Raw genomic sequence first — 25,851 nt, 5'->3', positions numbered from 1 at the left:
CTCTTTCTTTTAATCCTTATGGTTTAAACCATAATTTGTCTAAAAATCCACTAAATAGTAAGAAGCTTACCATGACAACATTAAATGTAATGAAAATTGCCAAACCTTCTGTGAATTTATTATGTGGGACATGATGCTTCTTTTTGTAACGCAACCAAGCATCATTGATTACCAGCCCAACCCCATGGAACAAGCCATAAGTGATATAGTACCATGTAATTCCATGCCAGAAGCCCATGATGAGCATGTTGGCAATATAGGCCAAGTTTGATACCGTGACCTTGCTCTTAAACCACTTCTTCTTCATCATGAGGAAAACTAATCGCATGAAGATATAATCACGGAACCAAAATGACAGCGTCATGTGCCAACGGTTCCAGAATTCTTTCAAGTTTTTAGATAAGAATGGCTTATCAAAGTTCATTGGCAAGGCAATGCCCATCACGTAACTTGTCGCCACAGCGAATAATGAATAGCCCGCAAAGTCAAAGAACAAGTCTAACCCATACGAGTACATCACTGGAATTAACCACCAAGTCCAACCATGATGAATACTACCGGCTGCTAAAGCAAAGCTTTCAACTTGTGGCAAAAGTAATGTGCCAAAAATATAGGCCAAAACAAACTTATATAGGAAGCCTAGGAAAAAGTACCAAACTGCTTTTTCAAGCATTTCAAGGTATTTTTCACGGGTTGGTACCGTTGTAATATCTTTGGTAAAGCGGCGGTAGCGGTCAATTGGCCCTGACGAAATTGTCGGCATGAACAGCATAAACCGTAAAAATAGCCAAGGATCAAATGATTTAATGGACCCATCACGCGTTTCTAAAATCATCCCCACCGAGCGGAATGTCAAATACGAAATGCCCATAAAGCCAAGTAAGGTCGACACATGTGTCCAATGTGCTGCTGGGGCTAACTTGACCAAAAATAACGGTAAAATAGCCAACGCTGTGGCGACATAAAATACACTGCCACGATTAGCCTTTTGACGATACAGCGTGTAGCCCCACACCAGCAACCATTGCCAAATCATATAGCCAATGATGGCAAAACCTTCGTGATACTTCTTGCCATCAAACATCAAGATGATGAAGGCCAAAGAGACCACAACCTCATACCAGACAAACCGTTTCCCAAAGTATAACCCAATGGCCAGCGGCGCCAAAGCTAGCAACAAAAACACAAAATATTTTGGGTCAGCATACGGCTGTAAATTAAGCATTACCATTCACCTCAGCTATCAATCCTTTGAGGTCAATTTTACCATTTGGCGTTAATGGCATACTTTCTCGATACATAAACCGACCTGGCATCATGTACGGCATCATGATGTTTTCAAGTTCTGCTTTGATGGCATTTGTTAACAAAATTGGCTTGTCAAAGTCATTTTCTTTGGCTACAAGAATGGCCAATAATTGCTTCACCTTGCCATCTGCATCGTAGCGTGGGACAGCTACAGCCTGCTCAACCCATTGGCTTTGTTGCAACTGTTGGGCCACTTCTTCTAATTCGATACGGAAGCCATGCAATTTAATCTGGAAATCACTGCGCCCTTTATAATGGAGCAAACCATCCGCATCACGTGTCGCCAAATCACCTGTACGATAGGCTTGCTGCCCATCAACTGTTGTAAAGGCACTGGCAGTTTTTTCTGGGTTATTCAAATAACCCTTGGAGACAGATGGCCCAGCAATGACAATTTCACCGGCTTGACCATCAGGCAACACCACCCCATCAGGATCTTGAATAATAATTTGAGTGTCTGCGTTAGCATATCCAATAGGCATTTTGTCATAATTGGCAATAATGTCATTGGTAATAGGTAACCCCGTGACCGCAACTGTTGCTTCTGTTGGGCCGTATGTGTTAAAAATTTTAGCCTTGGGGAAACGTGCCAAAAGTTTTTCAGCCGTTGTTTTAGTTAACACTTCACCACAGAAAAGGAAGGTATCCAAATTCGGGTGGTTGACTTGCGTGAATTCAGGATCTAACAAAGCCACGTCAGCAAATGATGGCGTTGACACCCATTTGTTCAAAGCTAAAGTAGGTAAAGTTTGGAAAAGTGTCTTAAAATCATCGGCTGTCGCCTTAGGCAAAGCCTTCAACGTCCCCTTTGACAACAATGTCGGTACCCAATCCATCACTGACAAGTCAAATGAATAAGGTGGTTGTGACAACACATTGCTGCCAGTCTGCCAAGCAAAATCATCCCCCAACATCCAGTTAGCAAAACTGAGCAAGTTCGTGTGAGAAATTTGCACCCCTTTTGGCTTCCCTGTTGTCCCTGAGGTAAAGATAATGTAGAAATTATCATCGCCTGACACTGGTTGTGTCAGGCTAAAGTCGACTGGTGTTGCCAAAATCTCTGCTAATTGTGCCGGTGTGACCACGGGCACGTCTGTGATTTCAATTGGTAAATCATCTACTGCAATGACCAAAGCTGGTTGACCGATCTCAATAATATCAATCAAACGTTCATCAGCTGAGTTGACATCCACTGGCACATAAGCATGCCCTGACTTCACACTCCCCAAAAAACTGGCAATCATCTCAAATTGTTGGCCGCCATAAATCATAATCGGCGCACCGGTGGCGAGATGATGGTTCGTGATATAAGCTGCAATTCGGTCTGAAGCTTGCTTCAAATCCGAATAAGAATGGGTCACCCCGAGTTCGTCGTATGCGACATGGTCACCATGTGTGGTTGCAATTTCATCAATCGTCGCGATGACATTTTCAATAATCATGTGTAATATCCTAAATTAAAATTCGTTATAAATGAAGTGACCTTGCCCGACACCTGAATAGCTGTATAGGTAGACAAGCATCAAAATGATACTAAAATAAAATAGCGTCCGACTAATAAAATTTACAACCGGACGTTGAAAAAACTGTTTAATCAATTTCACGTTACCCCGCATTTGTGATTTTCATGTATAATCAACATAGTATGACAGTCCCTGACACACAAAAATATCGAGTTAATTATAACATAATCGTGTCAATATTGTAGCAAAATGTTACAATCGCACCTTTTGTGCCATTATGGAGATCCTATGCTCACCTACTTCGTTAATTTATCGCATCATTGGGAATCAAAGCTCTGGCGGCGCCCAGCTTTTCAAAGTTTGGTCACCGCCTTACAACAAGCCATGCCCGTGATTGCTGTGGACATCTATTTACGGCTCGCGATTAAACTCATTCTAGCGCCCAATGCCTTAATCGTCAAATTATTTAAAATCAATCCCGCCCCTTTTAAAACATTTTTTGCTTATATGGTAACTTTTTTATCGCTTGCTGACGTCGCCGCGGTCTTGATTTTTGTTGCAGCTTTGACTTATCAATATTTAACCCACTTGGGGCATCGCGATACAAGCTTGCCATTGCTTACAAACTGTCTGGCAGTTTTTTTATTTTTTGGCGACAAAACGCAAGCTCCCATCTTTAGTATGACCCAATACTTTGTGATCACCCTTATCACATTATTTAGTAGTTATGCTTATCATCAATATTGTGCGCACTACCACGCTTCAAATCCCTATAGTCTACCTTATTTAATCTGGTCTGGCATGATAATCATTATCAGCCTCTTTTTACACCAAATCTTTCGCCAACACGTGTTCGAATTTTTCTTATCTGACATTTGGACGCAGAAATTTTTTGCGACCGCCCTTGGCTTGCTCATCATGACAACGGTGGCGCCGCTCCTTTACTTACTTGGCGTAACCTTGCCACCTGAATTAGCAGCCCCCTCGCCAAACATGTACGGGGTCAGCAGTAATTTACACGCTTTCTTATCCACTGGTCAAAGTGCTTTGCCCACACCCGAAAATGTCTACACAACGTATGGCGCCTTTACTTTGTTTGGCGGTGTAGGAAACACCTTAGCCATCTGCCTGCTGCTATTATTTTCTGCCTCCAAACAACAACGTCACATCGCAAGAATTTCTTGGCTCCCAAGTTTATTTGATAGCAGCTATATTCTTTTTGTCGGCCTCCCGTTATTTTTTAATCCGTTATTTATCATCCCAATGATCTTGGTTAATTTAATGAGTCTCGTGCTGAGTTATTTGGCAATTTGGACACATTTTATCCAACCCATTGTTTTTGTCGCACCCGATGGGTTGCCCAATATTCTCTTACCTTCAATTGCGAGTCCAACGCCCATTCGAGCGACCATCGTGACAGTTGTCATTTTTGCCCTGTCTGTCCTGATTTATCGTCCTTTCTTATCTCATATCACCTTGGAGGTACCGCATGAAAAATAAGCTCCTCTTATTATTAAGCCTCCTAATGCTCATCGTGCTTGGTTTTTTCGCTCACCAAAACATTGCCCAATCCAGTGATAAAGAAGCCAAACTTCAAAATTCTCGGATGGCGCCAATCATCTTTGTGCCCGGATCAAGTGCAACGATTAATCGCTTTGATGATCTTTTTAAGGAATTAAATGCTAGCGGTCCCGTACACAGCATTTTAAAAGTGCAGGTCAATAAGAATAATCAGTTAGAATTCCACGGCAAACTGAACCCGCAAGACCGACAGCCTTTTATCGTCGTTGGCTTTCAAGATAACGATGATGGCTACAGCAATATCAAACGGCAAACAAAATGGCTCAACACCGCACTCTCCGCCTTACAAAATCGATATCATTTCCGTCACTTTTCTGCGGTCGGCCATTCAAATGGCGGCTTAGTTTGGACGAACTATTTAGAACAAGATTATGATTCGTCATCATTTAATATTGCAACCCTCATGACGCTTGGCACGCCGTTTAATTTTTCCGAAACGTCGCTGCAGCGCCGCACAGAAATGTTAAATGATTTGATTGCAAGCAATAATCATCTCCCTAGCAATTTAGATATGTATTCCGTTGCGGGCACTGAAGATTATACCGATGATGGTATTGTACCCGTTGAAAGTGTTTTGGCTGGTAAATATATCTATCAAAATAAAGTCAGATCTTACACCCAAATTACGGTTTCTGGGGACAATGCTGAGCATTCTAGCTTGCCAGAAAACCCCGAAGTTGTGAATCTCATTCAAACAAAAGTCATTCACCCCGATAAAAAATTAATTCAAAAATAAAAAGCATGGCGCGCGGGTAACCCCATTGCGGCATGCTTTTTAAATTATTGTGATTCGCCACGCTTCTTGTTCGCCTTACGCACCGCACGCATTTCTTCACGTTTAGAAATACGGCGATCCATTTGGTTTTTCCGTTGAATGGCTGACTTAATGCGACGCTTGTAACCAGGCTTCACCGTCTTTTTCTTCTTTTTCACCATACCAATCATGGTAGGGTCTAACTTCTTGGTTGTCGCCACACGTTGTGTTCGTGCACGACGATCCTTGACAGGGACAAATTCATCATTTTTGAGTTGCATGGCCTTAAAGTCAATCCCAAGCGCTTCTAATTCAGCAACTTCGGCTTCTTCATCTGGACCATATAAGGTAATTGCCAGCCCTGGCATCCCGTTACGACCAGTCCGACCGACACGATGCACAAAGAACTCTAATTCTGCCGGAATATCATCGTTAATGACATGAGATACCCCTTCAATATCAATCCCTCGGGCCGCCAAATCAGTTGCAACAACATATTGGAACTCCAAGTTTTGAATGGCTTTCATCACGCGGCGACGTTCACGTGGTTCAATATCACCATGAATTTCAGCCACTTTTAACCCACGGCCACGCAAATTCGACGCAATCTCCTTGGCGCGTTCTTTGGTATTGGCAAATACCAAGGCTAAATACGGATTCCCAGTTGTCAGCACTTGATAAATGACATCATTTTTGTCCTTAGACTTTGTCGCCAATAACCAATTGTCAATTGTATCAGCAATAACCGTTGATACTGGAATAGCTTCAAAGCGTGGATTATCCATGTACTTTTTCAAGAATGGCTTAAGCTTTTCTGGCATTGTCGCACTAAAGACTAGGGTTTGCAAGTCTTCTGGCATCGCGCCTGCAATATAATCAACTTCATTTAAGAAGCCCATATCAAGCGTCATGTCGGCTTCATCGACCACCATAGTGTGAACGGCATGCAGCTTCAAGGCACCGGATGCGACCAAATCTTTAATCCGACCTGGTGTGCCAATCACAAGTTGCGGTTGGCTATTTTCCAGTTGCTTGATTTGACGCAACTTGTCCGTGCCACCAACATACTCAGCCACCGTAATATCTGCGTTCACCTGCTGGGCAAACGTTTTAGCAGCCTTGGTAATTTGGGCAGCCAATTCACGTGATGGTGTCGTAATCACCGCTTGCACGTATTGTTTCTTTTGTTCAAGTTGATTCAAAATTGGAATCAAAAAAGTGTGTGTTTTCCCAGAACCAGTCTGTGATTGACCGACCACATCCTTGCCTTGTAAAACAGCTGGAATCAACTTCGCTTGGACAGCTGTTGGCTGGGTAAAGCCAATTTTTGTCAGTGCGGTAATGATTTCTGGTTTTAAATTAAATTGTCCAAATTGGTTTGCAATTTCTGCCATCAATTTTCTCTACTTTCACTTGACTCAGTTCGTGCCTGAGCCGTCTTCTGAAACACCATTTTGCGCTAGCAAAGCGGTATCTAATATGTTAATCAAACGCTCAATGTCTTGTGGTGTTTGGGCCCAAGCACCTGAAGCCATTGGGTGGCCACCACCTTCGAACTGGTTGGCAATTTTGTTAATGACAATGCTACGTGAGCGTAAACGGACACGATAATTGCCTTCATCTTGCTCTTCAAAAATCGCCCAAGCTTTCACCTTATCGATTGTCGCAGGCAACGGCACCACAAATGCTGTCCCTGAATCTTGCAAATTAAATTCTTCAAGTAAAGTCTTGCTCAAAACTAAATAAGCAAAACCAGAAGGTAAAATCGTCAAGTTTTGCAAAACATAACCTGACAACTTCGCTGCATTTTCCGAAATTGTGGACATATGATGCAAGACTGCTTCATAGTCAAACGGGTAGCCAAATAACTCAGAGACAACTCGGAATGTTTCTTTATCCATGCTGTACATAAAACGGCCAGTGTCACCAACAATCCCGATATACAATAGCCGAGCTGCTTTGGCAGTCATGACCAGCCCTTGGTCTTTTAATGCTTCATAAAATTCATAGATCATGGTGCTGGTTGCCGACTTGCCTGCTTCAACCCATTGCCAATCGCCATAAGGTTCATCGTTTGGATGATGATCAATTTTGATCATCTCTAGCCCATTAGGCCAACGTTGATCATCAATGCGTGGGGCATTAGCCGTATCGACGACAATGACCAAAGCATCACGGTAAGCCTTATCAGGGACTTCATCCATAAATTCGTCGTCTTCACTCATCCAGGCTAATCCAGGCACCGCCTTCCCAACGGCATAAATCTTCTTTTCTGGAAAACTCGCTTCTAAAATTGCTTTCAAGCCTAATTGTGAGCCGAAGGCATCAGGATCAGGCCGCTGGTGGCGGTGAATAATAATCGTTTCATAACGCTTGATTTGTGCTAAAATTTGTTCTTCAATGACTGACATACAGCTATCTTTTATCTTTCTCGTTTTATCGTGAATCCATCTGTTACTAGTATACCATGTTTAAAACAAGGTCATTTCTTCAAAACCACTGGATTGTAAATTACTCATCGATAAGCCCAACAACCGAATCGCATAGGGTGCGGTCACCACCTCGTCAAAAATTGTTTGCGCTGCATTGACAATGCGCTCCTCTGAAAGTTCCCAAGGTGCTGCTTGGGTAATCGCCCGCGTGGTAGTATGAAAGGTGTCATCACGAATCTTAATATTTAACGTGCGGCCGACAAGCTGGCGGTTTTTTAAGGCCGTGATCATCCCTATGGCCAATTTTTTAAATTCCGCGTGTACCGCGGCGTCGTGATGCAAAAACACGGCAAACGTTTCTTCTTTCCCAACCGATTGCTGTTGGCGCTGCCATTTGACTTCGCCAAAATGCACCCCACGTGCCTGCCAATAAAGGTGTTCCCCCATCTTACCAAATTGTGCCACTAAAGTCTCACGTGGCACAGTTCTGAGGGTCGCCCCATCGTGGATGTCCAGCGCAAGCATTTTCTCATAGGTTTTCTCTCCAACGCCGCGAAATGCCCTAATCGGTAACTTGTCTAAAAAAGCAAGCATGTTTTCCGGGGTAATCACGGTGACCCCATTAGGTTTATTGAACTCAGAACCAAGCTTGGCGAGAAGCTTATTGTGTGACACCCCAACCGAACTTGTCAACCGCGTTTGGCGGTAGATTTCATGCCGGAGTTGCGCCGCCAGCATCGCGCCAGTCTGTTGCGCATCTGATACATCTAAGTAAGCTTCATCAAAGGCGACAGGTTCAATTTTTGGTGTGACACGTCGAAAAATATCATGAATTTGTTTCGAAATGGCTTTATATTTTTCAAAATTAGGCGTGATAAAAATACCGTTTGGGGCTAATCGACGAGCTTCTGCTGAACGCATAGCCGAATGGACTCCCAGTTGCCGCGCGACATAGTTGGCTGTCGTAACCACCCCACGCCCACCAGTTTCCGCAGGATCACGAGAAATGATCAATGGCTGTTGCCGTAATGCTGGATTATCACGCATCTCAACTTGCGCATAAAAGGCGTCAATATCAACATGGAGAATTTTTCGTGTATCAGTTGTCAATAAAAACTCTGTCATACCACTATTTTATCACATCCAGCGAACATTGGTTCGTGTGCCATAACATCACGTCATAAAAAAAGCCCCTGACCGAAGAGGGCAATGGTCAGGGGGTGATAACCGAAGTTATCGATTTATCAATCAGTAATTGGGGGGGCTGATTGAAACATTACTAGGGGAGTAATGAAACTCAAATATCTTTGAGTATGTTTTAATTATATACCTTCATGAGATTTTTTGATATATCACAACTTTTGCTATTATATTACACCTAGATGACAGCTACATATCTCATGTTATTTTCCCATGTCTCCTCGGCACAAATGTCCCACCAAATCGGCTTTTTGACCACAAAAAAAAACACCTACTGGTGTCTTTAATCGGCTTATACGTCGCGACGACGTTCCTTGATACGTGCAGCCTTGCCTTGCAATGCACGTAGGTAGTACAACTTGGCACGACGAACGGCACCGAAGCGTACAACTTCAATCTTGTCTACACGTGGTGAGTGCAATGGGAATGTACGTTCCACACCAACACCAGATGAGATCTTACGTACTGTATATGTTGCTTGAATACCAGTACCCTTACGCTTGATGACAACGCCTTCAAACAATTGGATACGTTCACGTGAACCTTCGACGATCTTAGCGAACACCTTAACAGTGTCACCAGCGCGGAAGTCAGGGATATCAGAACGCAATTGTGCTGATGTAATGTTTTCTAAAATACTGTTTTGACGCATTGGTCATTCTCCTAGTCGACAATCTTACACTTGCCCTTAGGCTAAACGCACAGCGGATTATCGTTAATATGCCTTACGGCTTTTCCCAGTATAGCAAAATTTCAATGGCTTGTCTAGCCTTACTTCGTATAAGTCATCAAGTCCTGGGTCATGACATCAATTTTTGCTTGAGAGGCCGCTTGTGAATCCGATTCGACCCCAATATAGAACTTTAACTTTGGTTCAGTGCCTGATGGGCGCACAGCCACCCATGAACCGTCCGCTAACCAATATTTCAAAACATTTGCTTTGGGTTGTGTCAAAGTAGTGACTTGCCCGTCGGCGTCAGTTTCTAGCCCGGTGGCAAAGTCTTGCACACGACGGACTGCTACCCCGCCAATTGCTTCGGGTTGATGTTCACGGAACTTGGCAATAATCTTGGCCATATCATCATTGCCATGAACCCCTGGAAAGTCTAAACTAATCGTCTTTTCTTCAAAATAGCCATACTTTTCAAACAACGTTTGTAGCCCATCGGCAAATGTTTGCCCTTGAGACTTATAATAAGCAGCAACTTCGGCAAATAAGACCAAAGCTTGAATCGCATCCTTATCGTGAGCAAAAGGCTTCACCAAATAACCAAAACTTTCTTCAAAACCGAACAAGAAAGTCTTTTCCTGCGTGGCTTCGTACTGATCAATCGTCGCTGCAATGTATTTAAAGCCTGTCAGCACATCGGCAGTTGTGACACCAAAGCTTTCAGCGATCTTTGAAGCAAAACGTGACGACACAATTGATGTGACAATGGCGCCATTGTCAGGCAATGTGTTCGTATTTTGCTTAGCAGTGAGCAAATAGTTCACCAAAACGGCAGCAATTTGGTTCCCCGTCAAGACTTGGAACGTGCCATCGGCCAACTTCACCGCAGCCCCCATCCGGTCCGCATCAGGATCAGTAGCCACGACAGCATCAGCGCCTTCTTGCTTCGCATAGGCAATTGCCATTTCTAGTGCAGCGGCGTCTTCTGGATTGGGCTTTTTCACCGTTGGAAAATCCCCGTCAATCACGGCTTGCTCTTTGACGATTGTATAGTTCGTAAAGCCTGCTTGTTGCAATGCTTTTTCACCAATGTATTGGCCCGTCCCATGCAATGGTGAATAGACAAATTTCAATGACTGCCCTTCTTTTGCCACCAAGGCTGGGTCAACAGTCACGGCCTTCATTTCGGCCAAATACTTGTTATCCAAAGTGGTATCAATCACTTCCACATATGTCTTTGATTCATCTAAGGCAATATTGAAAATATCAGTGATGCCAGCTAATTCATTCACCACGGCATCGACGGCATCTGGCACCATTTGCCCGCCATCTTCGCCATAAACTTTATAGCCGTTATATTGCTTTGGGTTGTGCGATGCGGTAATCATGATTCCTGCAAATGTCCCCAGTTCGCGGACCGCAAAAGAAAGCTCTGGCGTTGGGCGTAAGCTACTAAACAAATAAGCCTTAATCTGGTGGGCCGACAAAACTTTGGCAGCATCCGCTGCAAATTCCGGTGAAAAATGACGCGAATCAAAACTAATCACGACCCCACGTGCCTTGGCAGCTTCGCCTTGTGAGGCAATATAGCGTGCCAACGCTTCAGTTACTTGTCGCACAGTAAAGATATTCATGCGGTTCGTGCCAGCCCCTAGAATACCACGCATGCCCGCAGTACCAAAACTTAGGTTTTGATAGAACGCCTCTTCTTGTTCTTCTGGTGTATAAGCGGCAAGATCCTGGGCCAAATATTCAGGCAAATCTGCTGCCTGCCACTGTGCTAAAGCTTCTTGATAACTCATGATTTTCTCCTATAAATTGTCTAATCTCATTATAACAAAATCAACTCATTTCCGAACAAATAAGTTAATCACGGCTTGGCGCAACTTGGGTGACCTAAGACCAACCAGTAGCAAAATGACTAAGCCAATCAGACCAATGATTAAGGCACTGTGTGGGATAGCCAAATGCCCAATAAAATAGCCAAACGCTGTAATTGTAAACGCCCATAAAAAACTCGCAAAGGCTGCCATTTTAAGATAAGTGACAAATGGTAAGCCTAAGCGATGTGCCAATAATGGCACGGCCACGCGAATAAAAGGTAAAAACCGACCTAACACCACAAAGAGCAACCAGCGTTTGGGATGAAAATCAACGGCCAAACGATCAATTAGCCCACCGTCTAAATACTTTTTAAGCACTGGAATTTTACCAATTTGCTGGGTTAAAAAGCCACCAAACCAGTAATTCACAGCATCCCCGCATAGCGAGGCCACCCCAAAAATCACCCCATCAGCAAACAATTCCCATAAATTATGATGCAATCCTGCCACACTGCCAACCGACGTTAAAATGGTATCGCCTGGGATGAACCCAGTAATAATCCCCGCCGTTTCAATAAAAATTAACAGAAACATCACCAAAAACTTCGTCAATGAGAAGGCTTGGTCTGCCGACAAAATATGTGAAATCGTTTGTGAAAAAGTAGATGCTAGTATGATCATAGATACGCCCTTTTGTTTGCCTCTATTATATACTAAAAAAGCGCCGAAGCGCTTTGTTTGCATTAAGCTTGAGTGGCAAAAATTTCTTGACCGTTTTCTGTTACCGTGAATTGCTTTGTGGCAAAGTTCGCCGTCAATACAGCAGTCGTTTGCCCATCAGCTGATGTTCGTGTGACCTGCAAATCATTGTCGTTGGCATTCTCAACAGTGATCTGGCCTTCAAGGTCAAAGGCGGCACTCGTGTTACGGAAACGAAGCAATGTAAACAAGTTAGCCACCACTGGGCGTTGAACGGTTGCCGCAATTTCATCTAAGTCATAGTAATGGCGGTTAATGTTGCGCCCTTCTTTTGAACTTTCTAGCAATTCAATATCATTTTCACCAGCCAACAAGCCGACATAATACACTTGTGGGATACCTGGCGCAAAGATTTGGGCAGCACGGGCTAAGAGATATGCTGCATCGTCATTACCCAAGGCTGAATAGTAAGTTGTGTTGATTTGATAAATATCCAAGTTGTTGTAGGCTGCTGATGAGAAGATCTTCTTCACATTAGCCCCAACCTTGTACATTTCTTCTGTGGTAAAGTCAGTTTCTTCTTGGGTCAACAAGTCCTTGGCATCCACAACCCCAATACCATCGTGGGTATCTAATGTTGTAAATTGCTTCATTGGGCTTTGACGCAACCAGTCAGCCAAACGGTTCGTCTTTCCTGAATAAAGTGAGTATAGCGTAATCAATGGCAATGCAAAGTCATATGAGTACATGTCGTGTTCGGTAATCTTACGCACGATCTTGTAGTGTTCATGGATTTCAGGCAAAACTTCAGATCCTTCGGCTGCCAAAATTTCACGCACGTCGTTCAAAACGTCCCAGATTTCTGGTTCAACGAAGAAGTCGTTTGTATCCAACTTCTTGATGGCATAAGCAAAGGCATCCAAACGAATCACTGATGCCCCGTGGCGGGCAAGGTTAATCAATGAGTCTTTAATGAACTGCTTGGTCACGGCCTTAGTCACGTCAAGATCCATTTGTTGGTCACCAAACGTGTTCCAAACTTGATCCGTTGTGCCGTCTGCAAATGTCACAGGGGCAAATGGTGCCTTGTCCTTACGCTTGTAAATCAAATCAATATCTTCAGCGGTTGGGCGGTTTTCTGGCCAGAATTCCGAATACTTCAAGAACATGTCATAGTATTCTGAATCTTCCTTCTTTTCTAAGAAGTCTTGGAAGTACTTTGATTGGGGTGAAATGTGGTTCAACATAAAGTCAAACATCAAGTAGTACTTTTCTGCTAACTTATCGATGTCTGCCCAATCACCAAATGCTGGGTCAACTGTTTCATATTCTTCAGGGGCAAAGCCGCGATCGCCTGTTGATGGGAAGAATGGCAAAACGTGGACACCACCAACGACACCAGCCAATTCATTTGACAACACGTGATCTAATTCTTTCAAGTTTTTACCAAGTGAGTCGGCATATGTGATGAGCATCGCTTCATTGGTGAGCTTTTTCATGAGGGTTCTCCTTTTAAATCCTATCAATTTAACTTTTTTGCGCTACTTCTAACGCGCCGCGATCTGGCGCAAATATTCACTGATTAACGACTTTTCTGTCGGTTCGTAAAGCCTGTCACAACTGCAAGTACAAGTAAAGTCACTGCCAAAAGTGGCATCGTGGTATAAGCCGCTGACGCAGCATTATTGGTTTGATTTCCTAACCAACCCGACAGCATTGCAATGATAAACGGTTCAATAAACACGCCCACGTTAAAGCCAATCAAAATAATCGATGTGACCAATGGTTGCTTTTTAAGTGGTGCCAATTGTGGTAATTGGCTAAAAATGAATGGGGAAATTAATTGCATCGGGAAACCAATCAACAATACCCCAACAGTAAGTAGCATGAAATTCTGATTTGAAAAGGCGACCAGGAAGTTGGATAACGCCATTAGGACTAACCCAACTTGTAACGTGAATCGACCAAACAACTTTTGAATGGCGCCATACACAATACCCCCAAGCATCGCAGCCACTAACATGAGTGACAAAATGGTCGACACGATGAGACCATTGACGCCAAGACGCTGCGCCATGAACGGAAAGCTTAATTGAATCGCCATGTAGTCAATCACCAGAAAGGCTGCAAATAATGCTAACACACCCACGGTTGGACTAATCTTTGTGGCTTGTTGTACTGGTTTTGCATCAGCGACCTTTTCTGATCCCTGATCATGCGCCAACATTTCTGACGTATCTGGCACCCGTAGGTAGAACAAATATAAAATTGGAAAAGCTAAGAGATAGACCAAAAATGTCGCATGCCACCCTAAATTCAACAAGAGGCCGGCAATAAAGGTCAAGACCGCCTGGCCAATTTGTTCCACCGCAGCACGCCAGCCTAACATCGTCGCACGCGTTTGCCCTTGATACATCACGGCAATCATCGAAACAGCCAACGAGTTAAAAATACCAAATCCAGCGCCAAGTACCATTCGCGATACTAAAATGACGGGATAAGATGAGATGAAAAATGGGACCACCCCAGCAAAACCAACGAGCAACATGCCCAATGCAATTGTTTTCTTGTCGCCTAATTTCGCGGCAATGAACGCACTGAGTAAGACAAACACGGTCACAACAATGGACGGTGTTGTTGCCAATGCTTGTGCTTGTGTTGCCGTAACACCCAGTGCCCGCGTCATTTGAGGCAAGGCCCCATTAATCGCATAGGCGCTGGTCAACATGAATGAAATACTTAAAAAGGCAACTTTTGTTAGCCATTTATCCTGACTTTGCATCACAATCTCCTCAATATTATAGAACCGGTTCCTTTTTTAACTTAAAAGTAGCGATATTGTCTTGTGCACTTCAACACAAATGATTATAATATCTCATTTTCTAATTGTCAAACGTTTTTCAAATGTAAAATTTACCTGATTTACTTTCAGAAAGTTACATTATTTTACATTGTTTATACCCTTAACTTCACGGTTTTTTTATGAGAAAATAGCGGCTCATATTTTTTTCAATTTTAGACAACAAAAAAAAGCAAATTTATGTACAAATTTGCTTTTAGTTTACCGTAGATGTTTGCGTTGCGGCTAATTGGCTGATGTAATCATACACCCCTTGACCCGCAATGCCACCGTCTCCTACTGCTGTAGTAATTTGACGAAGATCCTTTGCGCGGACATCGCCGATGGCAAATACACCTGGAATCGTCGTTTGCATGCGTTCGTCCGTGATAATCCAACCTTCATCATTGGTAATATTTAAGTTTTCAAAACCTTGGGTGTTCGCTTTCAGCCCAACATAGATAAACACACCACTCGCATCAATGTGTGACACTTCTTGCGTCTGGTTGTTCATCACATCAAGGCCCGTGACCTTGTCACCGTCGCCAGTAATTGCGACCACTTCTGTATGCCAACTAAATGCCATTTTGTCATTGGCAAAAGCACGGTCTTGAATGATTTGTTGCGCACGTAACTTATCACGCCGGTGCAAGACAGTGACTGACTTTGCAAGATTCGTCAAATAAAGGCCTTCTTCAATGGCAGAATCACCGCCACCAACGACGACAACATCTTCATTACGGAAAAAGGCGCCATCGCAGACAGCACAATAACTCACGCCACGGCCCTGATAGTCTTCTTCCCCATCTTTACCCAAATGAATGTGTTCAGAACCTGTGGCGATAATGATGGCTTTGGCTTTGTAGCTACCCATATCGGTATGAATCAGCTTATCATCGCCATCCAGGGCAACACTTTCAACATTGCCAAAGCCATATTCCGCACCAAATTGCGTTGACGAAGCATACATTTTTTCAGCTAAGTCTGGTCCTAGAATCGAATCAAAGCCTGGATAATTTTCCACTTCAGCGGTATTGTTCATTTGGCCGCCATAAATCCCCCGATCCAACATTAAAACGGATAGGTTCGCGCGGGAAGCATACGTTGCTGCCGTCATCCCCGCAGGACCGGCACCGATAATGACAACATCATATTCTTTATATTCTGTCAATGTATCGCCCTCATTTCACTTACTTTTTGTTAATTCTATTGTACACGAATCACTGGGAATTGTGGCATAATTTGCAAATTACAACTTGGCAGCAAGTTCCTTAATGTAGGCACGCAATTCGTCTTTTGTTTGTGGGTGCTTCAAACCAAATTCAATATTAGTTTCTAAGAAACCAATCTTTGAGCCAATATCATAACGATTGCCCTTAAATTCATGGGCGTAAACGTGTTGGCGATTGTTCAATGAGTCAATGGCGTCAGTCAACTGAATTTCATTGCCCTTACCCGGCTTCGTGTTTTCAAGTTCTTCAAAAATTTCTGGTGTCAGCAAGTAACGGCCAATAATTGCCAAATCTGATGGTGCGTCTTCTGGCTTTGGCTTTTCGACGAACGTCTTGACACGGTATAGCCCATCAGATGCTTCCGCTGCAGGATCAATCACACCATATTCCGAGACTTGGTCATGAGGCACTTTCATCACAGCTAAGGTTGATTCACCTGTCTCTTCGTAGCGGTCAATCAATTGTTTTGTCAAAGGCACTTTATCTTCCATCAAGTCATCACCAAGCAACACGACAAATGGTTCGTCACCAATAAAGGCCTTGGCTGTCAAAACGGCGTCACCAAGCCCCTTTGGGTGTGATTGACGAATAAAGTACATATTAATATCCGTTGTTTCTTGCACAATCTTAAGGAGTTCATTCTTACCCTTATCGCGCAAGTTGTTTTCAAGTTCAGGGTTTGAGTCAAAATGATCTTCGATTGAACGCTTTGACTTACCGTCAACAATGACGATTTCTTCAATGCCTGAGGCAATGGCTTCACGCACAATATATTCAATCGTTGGCGTATCGACAATTGGCAACATTTCCTTAGCCAAAGCCTTGGTGGCAGGTAAGAAGCGGGTCCCAAGTCCTGCTGCCGGAATAATTGCCTTACGTACTGGTTTCATAATTTTTAACTCACTTTCATTTTTTATCATTATAACACGTTGTGATGACTTTAATCTTCAGATTTCAATGGCCGCGCCATGAGGTCTGCGATGGCTTGCGCCAATGGCTTAGACTCATACAATACTTGGTAAATCGCCGTAGTGATGGGCATGTCTACCTGGTAGGTTTGAGCGAAATCATAGACGGCTTTAGTCGTATTCACCCCTTCAATCACCATGCCCATGTCCGCGGTAACTTGGTCGAGCGTTTTTCCTTGCCCAAGTCCCATACCAGCGCGATAATTCCGCGAATTAGGTGACATGCCCGTCACAATCAAATCACCAATTCCGGCAAGCTCATAAAGCGTTGCTTCCTTGGCACCCATGGCTAACCCAAGCGCCCGCATCTCCACTAGGCTGCGTGTTAACAGTGCGGCTTGGGCATTCGCCCCATAACCGAGGCCAATGAGCGCCCCAGAGCCAATCGCCACAATATTTTTAAGCGCGGCAAACAGTTCTGATCCTAACAAATCATGGTTCGTATACGCCCGAAAAGTTTGATTCGAGAGGACAGTTTGCAACAACTGCGCAGCTTGTTCATCAGCACTGCCAATTGATACGGCTGTTAAATCATGACGGATCACATCTTCAGCATGGGATGGGCCAGAGACCACTACCAACGCTGATCGCAAGTGCGCTGGCACTTCTTCAGCTAACATTTCAGAAATCCGTTTGTAAGTTCCTTGTTCTAGCCCCTTTGTCGCATGCGCTAAAATAACGGTGTGCTGTTGTGCTGTCAAGACATCAGCGAGTTGTTGTGCCACTTCTCGGACAGCTTTGGTAGGGACCACACTCAAGACAATGTCGACGGCTGAAACGGCCGCTGCCATATCACTTGTTGCCACCAATGCTGGTGTCAGGATTGCCTCTGGTAAGTATTTGTGGTTCGTGTGTTGCGCATTAATTTCCACTGCTTGGTCGGGGTTGTGGGTCCACAAACGGACATCATGGCCATTTTCCGCTGCTGTGTTGGCTAAAGCTGTACCCCAAGAGCCAGCGCCAAGGACGGCAATTTTAGTCATGTTTATTCTCCAAATCTTTCTGCTCATTCTTTACCATTTCAGCAGACATGCGTGCCTCCAATGTTTTCAGGGCGTCAATGCCCATGTTGGCCGTGCGGAACTTAACTGCTGCGGCATCAATCACACTGGCAGTATTTCGGCCGGGGGTCACTGGGACAACCATCCGCTTGATCTTCACACCAAGAATTTCGAGCGTATCGTTATCGTTGCCTAAGCGGTCAAAGTTTGCTTCGCCAATTTTGCCGTTTGACAAATGAATATTCAAAGCGATGGTGGCGTGTGATCGGACCGAAACTGCGCCATAAACTTGCTGAACATCAATGATGCCAACGCCACGCACTTCCATCATATTCCGTAACACATCATTTGGTTCACCAATCAAGCGTTCTTCATCTTCTTGATAAATATCCACGCGATCATCGGCAACTAAGCGTGCCTTATCTTGTTGAATTAATTCCAACGCCGCTTCAGTCTTACCAATACCGGCATCTCCAGTAATCAAGACCCCTAAGCCATGAACATCAATTAAGACCCCATGAACGTTCTCTCGCGGTGCTAACTGCCCGCCTAAATAATACGTCATGTTCGATAAAATCCGTGATGACGTCAATGTCGATGTCAAAATCGGAATATGGGCTTCTTCGGCCGCCTGTTTCAATTCATCACTAATCGGCAACCCTGTTGAGACCACAAAAGCTGGTGTGGCTGAATCGGCCATCCGGCGATAAACCATGAGCAACTCATCGTGGCCCATGCGTTCTGAAAACGAGGTTTCTGTGATACCTAAAAGCTGCACACGTTCAGGTGCATAGTAATTAAAATACCCCGTCATTTCAAGGCCAGGCCGGGAAATATCTGCGGTTGTAATCGGCCGATCAAGGTCGTCTTTTCCAGCCACGATTTCTAGCCGAGTATTTTCAACCAATTGTTTTACTGTTACTGAATTTTGTGCCATGTTATTTTCTTTCTATAGCTAGAGATAAAGCCGCTGTCACGCGCAACACAACGATCATGTTAACACGTTTGACACTCACCAAAAATTGGATAAGAGCGTGAGTGATGTAAGCGCTTTAATCATTGGTTTCATGCGCCTATAAGTAAACGCTAACACCTACATTATACCAAACATTTAAAGGACATGAGTAGCAAAAAATGACTGAACAAGGTGTTCAGTCATTTTTGTGCTATTAACGGTTAAGTTACTCACGATTGTGTCGTATACAATTTAGATGAAATAGTTATAACCAGGGTTTAATTCGATAATCTTTCCTGTGCGCTTATAGACAATCCATTCAGCAATATCAATGGTGTAATCGCCAATCCGCTTCAAATAACCCGCAATCACTAAATAATCAGCGGCAGAATCGACTAATTCAGCATCGTCCTTCATCCCCTTAACAGAGTCTGAACGCACTTTAGCCGCACGGTTTGACCACGATTGGTTTTCTTCGGCAATCGATTCAGCGCCTAAGGCATCATATTTCACATAGTAATCCATCACCCGTGAAACCATCGCAGCAACTTGTTCCCCAATTTCGCCTAATTCCTTTTCGACACTGGCAATATGCTTGGTGCCCTTCACACGAATGGTTGAGTTGGCAATGTTACGTGCTTGATCCCCCATGCGTTCAAGCACAGAAACCGCCTTTAAAATGGTGACAATTTCTCGTAAATCAGTGGTCACGGGTTGGTACAAAGCGATCATTTCAAACGTCTTCTTTTCAATGGCGGCTTCGCGCTCATTAATCTTATGATCGTTTTCCAAAATGGCCTTTGCCCCTTCACGATCATGATCGACAAATGATTGTACTGATTTTTGAATGGTTTGGGCAACGAGCATGCCCATTTCTGTAAATGAATTATCTAGATCTGCTAATTCTTCATCAAATAAACGTCGCATGTTGTTTCTCCTTTTTGCTTAGCCAAAACGGCCACTAACATAATCCTGCGTCTCTTGCCGCTGGGGGTTTAAGAAAATGTTCTTGGTAGCATCTACTTCAATCAAATTACCGCTAAGAAAAAAGGCTGTGCGATCTGATAGCCGTGATGCTTGAGACATCGAATGGGTAACAATAATCATCGCATAATCGTTTCTTAAATTCAACAGTGTTTCTTCAATATTATGACTTGACACAGGATCCAAGGCCGACGTTGGCTCATCTAATAAAAGCAGATCCGGCGACGTGGCCAAAACGCGGGCAATCGACACACGCTGTTGCTGACCACCCGACAAACCGAGGGCAGACTTATGCAAATCATCCTTCACTTCATCCCACACCGAAGCCTGACGTAATGCTTTTTCAACAGCTTCATCTAGGACGTTTTTATCCTTAACCCCAGCTAAGCGCAAGCCAAAAATGACGTTTTCATAAATCGAAAATGGGAAAGGGTTCGGTTGTTGGAACACCATCCCGATGCGCTTTCGTAAATCAACGGTGTCCGTCGTGGGTGCATAAATATCCGTCCCGTTGAAGTCAAACGTACCCGTCACGGTAATATTATCTTCCAAGTCATGCATCCGGTTTAAAGCCCGCAAGTACGTTGATTTACCAGAACCTGAGGGGCCAATTAACGCCGTAATGCCTTTTTCAGGAAAAGTCAGATTAATCCCATGCAACGCTTCCTTTTGGCCATACCATAATTTCACATCACGCGTTTCAAGAATATTTTTTTGTGTCCGCTCTGTCATCCGAAGTTCCCCGAAATATAATCATTTGTAAGTGCAACTTTTGGTCGTGTGAAAATTTTACGTGTCAAATCATATTCAATCACCTTCCCCATGTGGAAGAATGCCGTATAGTCACTAATACGCGCCGCTTGTTGCATATTGTGGGTCACGATAATGATGGTGTATTGATTCTTTAATTCGAGCAACGTATCTTCAACTTGTGCTGAAGAAATCGGATCAAGTGCACTAGATGGTTCGTCAAGGAGCAAAATATCTGGTTTGAGTGCCAAAGCACGGGCAATAACCAAACGTTGTGCTTGGCCACCAGACAAAGCTAAGGCCGACTTATTTAACTCATCTTTCACTTCATCCCACAAGGCAGCTTGGCGCAAACTTGTTTCGACAATTTCATCTAATTCCTGTTTGTCCGTGACACCGCGTTGTGTCAACGCAAAAGTAATGTTGTTATAAATTGATTTTGCAAACGGGTTGGGTCGTTGGAACACCATCCCGATATGCCGACGCATTTCATAGACATCAATCGCTTTCGTATTAATATCAACACCGCGATAGGTAATGTTGCCCTTAACGGTCGCCACGCCATCATTCATCCGGTTTAAAGACCGTAAGAAAGTCGATTTACCAGAACCTGAAGCCCCAATTAAACTCGTAATTTTATAACGTTCAAAGGCTAAGTCACCTTCACTCAACGCCAGATTATCGCCATAGTAAACTTGTAAGTCATGCGTTGAAAGCGCAATTTCATGCTTTTCTGGTGACATGTCATAAACATAACGCGCTGGTGCATCTTCAGAAATAAATTCACTGACTGGTTTTAAATCAATCGTATTTGCCATTTTTTCTCCATAAAGCCTGTGAGCAGGTTTTCTAGTTCATCGTCGTTGTCTGTGAGGCAACGCGCATTTATCATTTAACATTAGGCACTTGTCAGCTTCTTGTGTAACATCGCACCCAACTTGCGCGCACTGACGTTAAATAGCAAGACAACAATGATCAGCACAGCTGAAGCCCCCGCAGACACCGCACTAACGTCGGGCATAATCCCTTCTGAGTTAATCTTCCAAATATGCACCGCTAATGTTTCAGCTGGACGCATGGGGTTTAAGGGACTTGAAATGTTAAAGGGATTCCAATCACCAAAGTTTAAGGCTGGCGCTGATTGCCCTGCTGTATAAATCAATGCGGCCGCTTCACCAAATACACGACCCGCAGACAAAACAACCCCCGTCACGATTGATGGGACGGCTGCTGGCAAAATAACATGGATCACTGTTTCCCAACGGGACAAACCTAACGCTGATCCCGCTTCACGTTGTAAGTTGGGAATTTGTGCCAAACTTGTTTCAATTGAACGTGTCAATAAAGGGAGGTTGAAAAAGGTCAAAGCGATGGCCCCTGATAAAATTGAAAAACCAAAATGGAACTTCACCACGAACAACAAGAAACCAAACAAGCCAACAACCACGGAAGGTAAGGAACTTAAAATTTCAATGGCTGTCCGCACAATCGTTGTAAAACGTCCTTTGCGCGCATATTCATTTAAATAAATTGCCGCTGCCAGCGCGATGGGAAAACTAATTAACATCGTCAACAACAGCAAATAGAAAGAATTAAATAACTGGATGCCAATCCCACCACCAGCTTCAAACGCCTTGGCCGGTGACGTCAAGAAATGCCATGACAAATGTGGCACACCACGAACTAAAATAAACGAGAGCATTGCCACCAAAATCAAGGCAACAATGCCAGAAATGGTATAAATGATCCCTGTGGCAAGCTTATCAGCAGTTTTCGCATTCATTATTTCAATTCTCCTCTACGTCCGATTGCACGTACAATCAAGTTAAAGACGAGCGACATCAGCAAGAGAATCATCGCCAAAGTCCACAAGACATCATTTTGAAGTGATCCCATCACCGTGTTACCAATTCCCATGGTCAAAACTGACGTCAGAGTTGATGAAGGTGAAATCAAGTTTTGTGGCATTAACGCCGCATTACCAATCACCATTTGCACTGCCAAAGCTTCACCGAAGGCACGGGCCATACCGAAAACAATCGCAGTCAAAATGCCAGGTGTGGCCGCACGTAAGATAACTTTGTAAATCATTTGCCAACGGGTTGCCCCAATAGCTAACGCTGATTCCCGATAATGGCGTGGCACTGACTTTAACGTATCCACCGTCATCGACGTAATTGTTGGCAAAATCATGACGAACAAAACAATTGTGCCAGACAAAATGCCGAAACCGGAACCGCCAAATACTGACCGGATAAATGGTACGACAACCGTCAAACCAATAAATCCGTAAACAACTGAGGGAATACCCACCAATAATTCAATCACCGGCTGCATGATTTTGGTCCCACGCTTTTGGGCAATTTCCGTCATAAATAATGACGTACCAATAGCAAAAGGTGTGGCCACAATCGCTGCTAAGAAGGTCACCAAGAATGACCCAACAATCATTGGTAAGGCCCCAATGTATGGCTGCTTAGTGTGTGGGTCAACAACTGATGGGTTCCAAGTTGTGCCAAAAAGGAAATCTTTGACACTGACCCCATCGTGGAAAAACGTTGCGAGTCCACGGCTCATAACGAAAGCAAAAATTGAAATCACAACAATGACAATCAGGGCTAAGGCTGACAAACTAATCGCCCGACCCATGGCATCTTTTTTCGTTGACTCTGACTTTTGCATCAACTTCTGTGTAATGTTATCCATTTTATCTCCAAAGCATGTAACTGTGGTATGACCACGACCTACTGCATTTCAAATACTGTTCTGATTGTGATGATTGGCCTCACGATCACACACGTGATAGGTAAGGTCGTGTTATTTTTGAGTAATTTGGCCACTCACTTGACGCGTGACTTGCATGTCATGAATTGAGATATAGCCTAGTTTAGGCACTAAAGTTTTTTGAATCTTTTTTGAGGTTAAATATGCCAAGAATTTGGCCACCCGTTTGGTTGGTTGGCCATTCGTGTAGACATGTTCATAAGACCAAATAGGGTATTGGCCAGTCATGACGTTGGCATTGGTAGGTTTCACGCCATCTATTGCTGGTGCCACAACGGTATCGTTGATGTAACCAAAGGCCGCATATGATATGGCACCAGGGGTTGTGGCAACAATGGACCGGACCATACCAGATGAATCTTGTTCTTGTGCCGAGATACTTTTATCGCCTAGCAACCCGAACTTTTCAAATGTGGCACGGGTCCCTGACCCAGCTGCACGGTTAATGATCACGACTTTGTGATTTTTACCGCCAATTTGACGCCAATTGGTGACCTTACCGGTGAAAATATCGCGCAATTGCTGTGTGGTTAACTGCGTCACCCCATTTTCTTTATTCAATAAGGGGGCAATGCCGACAACTGCGACTTGATGGTCCACCAGTTTCTTTGCATCGATGCCTGGCTTTTCTTCTGCAAAGACATCTGAATTGCCTAAGTCAACGGCGCCTTGGGCAACTTGACTGAGACCAGTCCCAGTGCCGCCCCCTTGGACGTTAACAAATGTGCCCAAGTTCGCTTTGGTATATTCTTCACCGGCCGCTTCGACGAACGGTTGCAGCGCCGTTGACCCCACAGCTGTAATCGATGTGCCTGATGCGCTTTTATCACGCATCACGTAACCCGACCCAATGGCCGCAATAAGACCCACGATGACAATTGTTGACACAATCGTCCCGCGATGTGATTTCGACATATTCATGCCTCCCAAGATTTAACTACATTACTACTACTCTCCTATTATCTTAAAGTTATGTAAATGTCGTTGCGGCCGAATGTAAAGATTGTGTCAAGATTTATTTACAAAGGCAAGGTCACGCTAACCGTTGTGCCTACTGCGACTTGGGATTGAACCTTAATTTCACCGTTGTGTTTGTTCACAATTTCATTGACAATCGCCAATCCTAGCCCAGTGCCACTCGCAATTTTGCGTTGTCGTGACTCATCTCCTCGGTAAAAACGTTCAAAAATCCGTGTTTGTTGGTTAGTCGGAATCCCAATCCCTGTATCTTTGACGTTTAGTTGCCAATGTTGATGGTCTTTGTAAGCTGTCACATGAATATCACCGCCAAAAACGTTATACTTTACGGCATTGCCAATCAAGTTTTGCAAAATCATATCCACATCCGTTTTTAGTCCCCGAATCATAAAATCATCGGCAACGTCATTTCTTAAAGTGACTGATTTTGTGGTAGCAAGCGGCATGACGTGCTGCCATTGCTCAGTGACCATGTCATGAATCGCCAATTCAGTATGCACGGCTTCGCGCTTTTGTTGCACACGTGACAATGACAAAATATCATTGACGAGCGACGAGAGCCGCTTGGCCTCTTGTGCCACAATGTCTAAAAACATTTCGCGGGTTGCGCGATCTTCGCCAGCTTGACCTTGCAACGTCTCAATAAACCCAGTGATGGCTGTCAGTGGCGTTTTGAGTTCATGCGAGGCGTTCGCCAAAAAATCTGACTGCATGCGCTCAACTTGCAAGACAGACGTCAAATCATAAATAATAATCATCACCTCGGCGTGCTTAAGGTCTCCTTGATGATAAAGGGTGCTGACCTCATATTGTTTCATCTCGCCATTAATTTGCAAATTTAAGATTGATTGCTGGTTTTTTTGAGAATTAAACGTTTGCGTAATCAATTCGGACAACGTAAACTGGCGAATCACGAGCCCTTCAGATATTGGTGTTTCTGGCCGCTGAATCCCTAATAATGCCGCTGCGGTCTCATTAAAAACATCAATCGTGTGCGCACGATTAATATTGATCACACCAACAGGCAAACTGGCCAACAATGACCGATAATTTGTCACATCGCGTTGTGCTGTTTGTTGAGCTTGTTGGACAAAGTTTTGCATGTCGTTAAACTGACGAATTAAATCATAATATGGCGAATCCGGTTCTGCCAAAACCCCACGGGGAACACCACCAGCAACGGTCGAAACCATGCGATTTTCCATGGCTTTCAACTCCTGCTTTTGCCGACTTTCCCAAAAATTTGCTACCCAAACTACCCCAAAAGTGGCCAGACTCATCACACCAATCATGAGCAGCCATTGCTTCAAGGTAAACCGCAATAAGCTACTCAAAACGCCGCTAAATAAAAAAATTACCAACCAAAATGATAGATATTTAAATACTTTTTTTGTCATCACCTTACTCCAATATCTCTATCATAACAAAAA

24 protein-coding genes are annotated in these 25,851 nt (G+C 43.9%); 2 read left to right on the top strand and 22 right to left on the bottom strand.

The annotated features are described in order from the left end of the window. Positions 1-16: 16 nt before the first annotated feature. The 3 genes from dltB to HF966_RS03405 are packed head-to-tail and all read right to left on the bottom strand — an operon-like array spanning position 17 to position 2,906. Positions 17-1,225 (bottom strand): D-alanyl-lipoteichoic acid biosynthesis protein DltB, encoded by a 1,209-nt coding sequence (gene dltB / locus HF966_RS03415; RefSeq protein WP_168676283.1) that lies wholly within the window; start codon positions 1,223-1,225, stop codon positions 17-19. Beyond that, the gene (dltA, locus tag HF966_RS03410) at positions 1,218-2,750 is read right to left on the bottom strand and encodes a D-alanine--poly(phosphoribitol) ligase subunit DltA (protein WP_168676282.1); all 1,533 of its coding nucleotides are present in this window, start codon (positions 2,748-2,750) and stop codon (positions 1,218-1,220) included. The genes dltB and dltA overlap by 8 nt, the downstream gene beginning before the upstream one ends. Before the next feature lie 15 nt (positions 2,751-2,765). Beyond that, positions 2,766-2,906: a teichoic acid D-Ala incorporation-associated protein DltX gene (locus tag HF966_RS03405; RefSeq protein ID WP_168676466.1), complete on the bottom strand. Its 141-nt coding sequence runs from the start codon at positions 2,904-2,906 to the stop codon at positions 2,766-2,768. 153 nt (positions 2,907-3,059) lie between these two features. Between HF966_RS03405 and HF966_RS03400 the strand changes: the two genes are divergently transcribed. Further along, positions 3,060-4,271 carry a PTS sugar transporter subunit IIC gene (locus tag HF966_RS03400; protein WP_168676281.1) on the top strand — a complete coding sequence of 404 codons (1,212 nt, stop codon included), beginning with the start codon at positions 3,060-3,062 and terminating at the stop codon, positions 4,269-4,271. Next, complete coding sequence (locus HF966_RS03395) at positions 4,261-5,088, top strand: alpha/beta hydrolase (protein WP_168676280.1); 828 nt, start codon at positions 4,261-4,263, stop codon at positions 5,086-5,088. Before HF966_RS03400 ends, HF966_RS03395 begins: the two co-directional genes overlap by 11 nt. Before the next feature lie 44 nt (positions 5,089-5,132). Here HF966_RS03395 and HF966_RS03390 read toward each other — a convergent pair whose 3' ends face one another. The 19 genes from HF966_RS03390 to HF966_RS03300 all read right to left on the bottom strand — a co-directional run bounded on the left by HF966_RS03390 (position 5,133) and on the right by HF966_RS03300 (position 25,818). Beyond that, positions 5,133-6,500, bottom strand: coding sequence for a DEAD/DEAH box helicase (locus tag HF966_RS03390; protein WP_168676278.1), 1,368 nt, complete (start codon positions 6,498-6,500; stop codon positions 5,133-5,135). 24 nt (positions 6,501-6,524) lie between these two features. Beyond that, on the bottom strand, positions 6,525-7,517 hold the full coding sequence (locus tag HF966_RS03385) for a DHH family phosphoesterase (RefSeq protein WP_168676277.1): 993 nt from the start codon (positions 7,515-7,517) through the stop codon (positions 6,525-6,527). Positions 7,518-7,577: 60 nt separating this feature from the next. After that, positions 7,578-8,663, bottom strand: a complete 1,086-nt coding sequence (gene dinB, locus HF966_RS03380; protein ID WP_168676275.1) for a DNA polymerase IV — start codon at positions 8,661-8,663, stop codon at positions 7,578-7,580. Between the two features lie 367 nt (positions 8,664-9,030). After that, positions 9,031-9,390, bottom strand: a complete 360-nt coding sequence (rplS, locus tag HF966_RS03375; protein WP_168676274.1) for a 50S ribosomal protein L19 — start codon at positions 9,388-9,390, stop codon at positions 9,031-9,033. A gap of 119 nt (positions 9,391-9,509) precedes the next feature. Further along, entirely contained in the window at positions 9,510-11,210 is a 1,701-nt protein-coding gene (locus HF966_RS03370) for a phospho-sugar mutase (RefSeq protein ID WP_168676273.1), read from the bottom strand. Between the two features lie 45 nt (positions 11,211-11,255). Further along, positions 11,256-11,912: a DedA family protein gene (locus tag HF966_RS03365; protein WP_168676272.1), complete on the bottom strand. Its 657-nt coding sequence runs from the start codon at positions 11,910-11,912 to the stop codon at positions 11,256-11,258. A 62-nt stretch (positions 11,913-11,974) separates the two neighbouring features. Continuing rightward, the gene (gene gtfA / locus HF966_RS03360) at positions 11,975-13,429 is read right to left on the bottom strand and encodes a sucrose phosphorylase (RefSeq protein WP_168676270.1); all 1,455 of its coding nucleotides are present in this window, start codon (positions 13,427-13,429) and stop codon (positions 11,975-11,977) included. Between the two features lie 83 nt (positions 13,430-13,512). Continuing rightward, positions 13,513-14,712: an MFS transporter gene (locus HF966_RS03355; RefSeq protein ID WP_168676269.1), complete on the bottom strand. Its 1,200-nt coding sequence runs from the start codon at positions 14,710-14,712 to the stop codon at positions 13,513-13,515. A gap of 274 nt (positions 14,713-14,986) precedes the next feature. Then, a complete protein-coding gene (gene trxB / locus HF966_RS03350) occupies positions 14,987-15,940 on the bottom strand; it encodes a thioredoxin-disulfide reductase (protein WP_168676268.1) in 954 nt (317 codons plus the stop codon). A 78-nt stretch (positions 15,941-16,018) separates the two neighbouring features. Then, complete coding sequence (galU, locus tag HF966_RS03345) at positions 16,019-16,891, bottom strand: UTP--glucose-1-phosphate uridylyltransferase GalU (protein WP_168676465.1); 873 nt, start codon at positions 16,889-16,891, stop codon at positions 16,019-16,021. 50 nt (positions 16,892-16,941) lie between these two features. Next, entirely contained in the window at positions 16,942-17,952 is a 1,011-nt protein-coding gene (locus HF966_RS03340; RefSeq protein ID WP_168676266.1) for an NAD(P)H-dependent glycerol-3-phosphate dehydrogenase, read from the bottom strand. Beyond that, a complete protein-coding gene (gene hprK, locus HF966_RS03335; RefSeq protein ID WP_168676265.1) occupies positions 17,945-18,907 on the bottom strand; it encodes an HPr(Ser) kinase/phosphatase in 963 nt (320 codons plus the stop codon). Before hprK ends, HF966_RS03340 begins: the two co-directional genes overlap by 8 nt. Positions 18,908-19,177: 270 nt before the next feature. Then, the gene (phoU, locus tag HF966_RS03330) at positions 19,178-19,852 is read right to left on the bottom strand and encodes a phosphate signaling complex protein PhoU (RefSeq protein ID WP_168676264.1); all 675 of its coding nucleotides are present in this window, start codon (positions 19,850-19,852) and stop codon (positions 19,178-19,180) included. 18 nt (positions 19,853-19,870) lie between these two features. Further along, positions 19,871-20,641 (bottom strand): phosphate ABC transporter ATP-binding protein PstB, encoded by a 771-nt coding sequence (gene pstB / locus HF966_RS03325; protein WP_168676262.1) that lies wholly within the window; start codon positions 20,639-20,641, stop codon positions 19,871-19,873. Beyond that, complete coding sequence (gene pstB, locus HF966_RS03320; protein ID WP_168676261.1) at positions 20,638-21,477, bottom strand: phosphate ABC transporter ATP-binding protein PstB; 840 nt, start codon at positions 21,475-21,477, stop codon at positions 20,638-20,640. The genes pstB (HF966_RS03325) and pstB (HF966_RS03320) overlap by 4 nt, the downstream gene beginning before the upstream one ends. Positions 21,478-21,557: 80 nt before the next feature. Then, positions 21,558-22,442: a phosphate ABC transporter permease PstA gene (gene pstA / locus HF966_RS03315; RefSeq protein ID WP_168676260.1), complete on the bottom strand. Its 885-nt coding sequence runs from the start codon at positions 22,440-22,442 to the stop codon at positions 21,558-21,560. Further along, the gene (pstC, locus tag HF966_RS03310) at positions 22,442-23,365 is read right to left on the bottom strand and encodes a phosphate ABC transporter permease subunit PstC (RefSeq protein ID WP_168676258.1); all 924 of its coding nucleotides are present in this window, start codon (positions 23,363-23,365) and stop codon (positions 22,442-22,444) included. The genes pstA and pstC overlap by 1 nt, the downstream gene beginning before the upstream one ends. A gap of 111 nt (positions 23,366-23,476) precedes the next feature. Continuing rightward, positions 23,477-24,358, bottom strand: a complete 882-nt coding sequence (locus HF966_RS03305) for a phosphate ABC transporter substrate-binding protein PstS family protein (RefSeq protein WP_168676257.1) — start codon at positions 24,356-24,358, stop codon at positions 23,477-23,479. Positions 24,359-24,462: 104 nt separating this feature from the next. After that, on the bottom strand, positions 24,463-25,818 hold the full coding sequence (locus tag HF966_RS03300; RefSeq protein ID WP_168676256.1) for a sensor histidine kinase: 1,356 nt from the start codon (positions 25,816-25,818) through the stop codon (positions 24,463-24,465). Positions 25,819-25,851: the final 33 nt, after the last annotated feature.

It is taken from the genome of Leuconostoc holzapfelii, assembly GCF_012396485.1.
GTDB lineage: Bacteria > Bacillota > Bacilli > Lactobacillales > Lactobacillaceae > Leuconostoc > Leuconostoc holzapfelii.
This window is presented reverse-complemented; position numbering and strand designations above follow the sequence as displayed.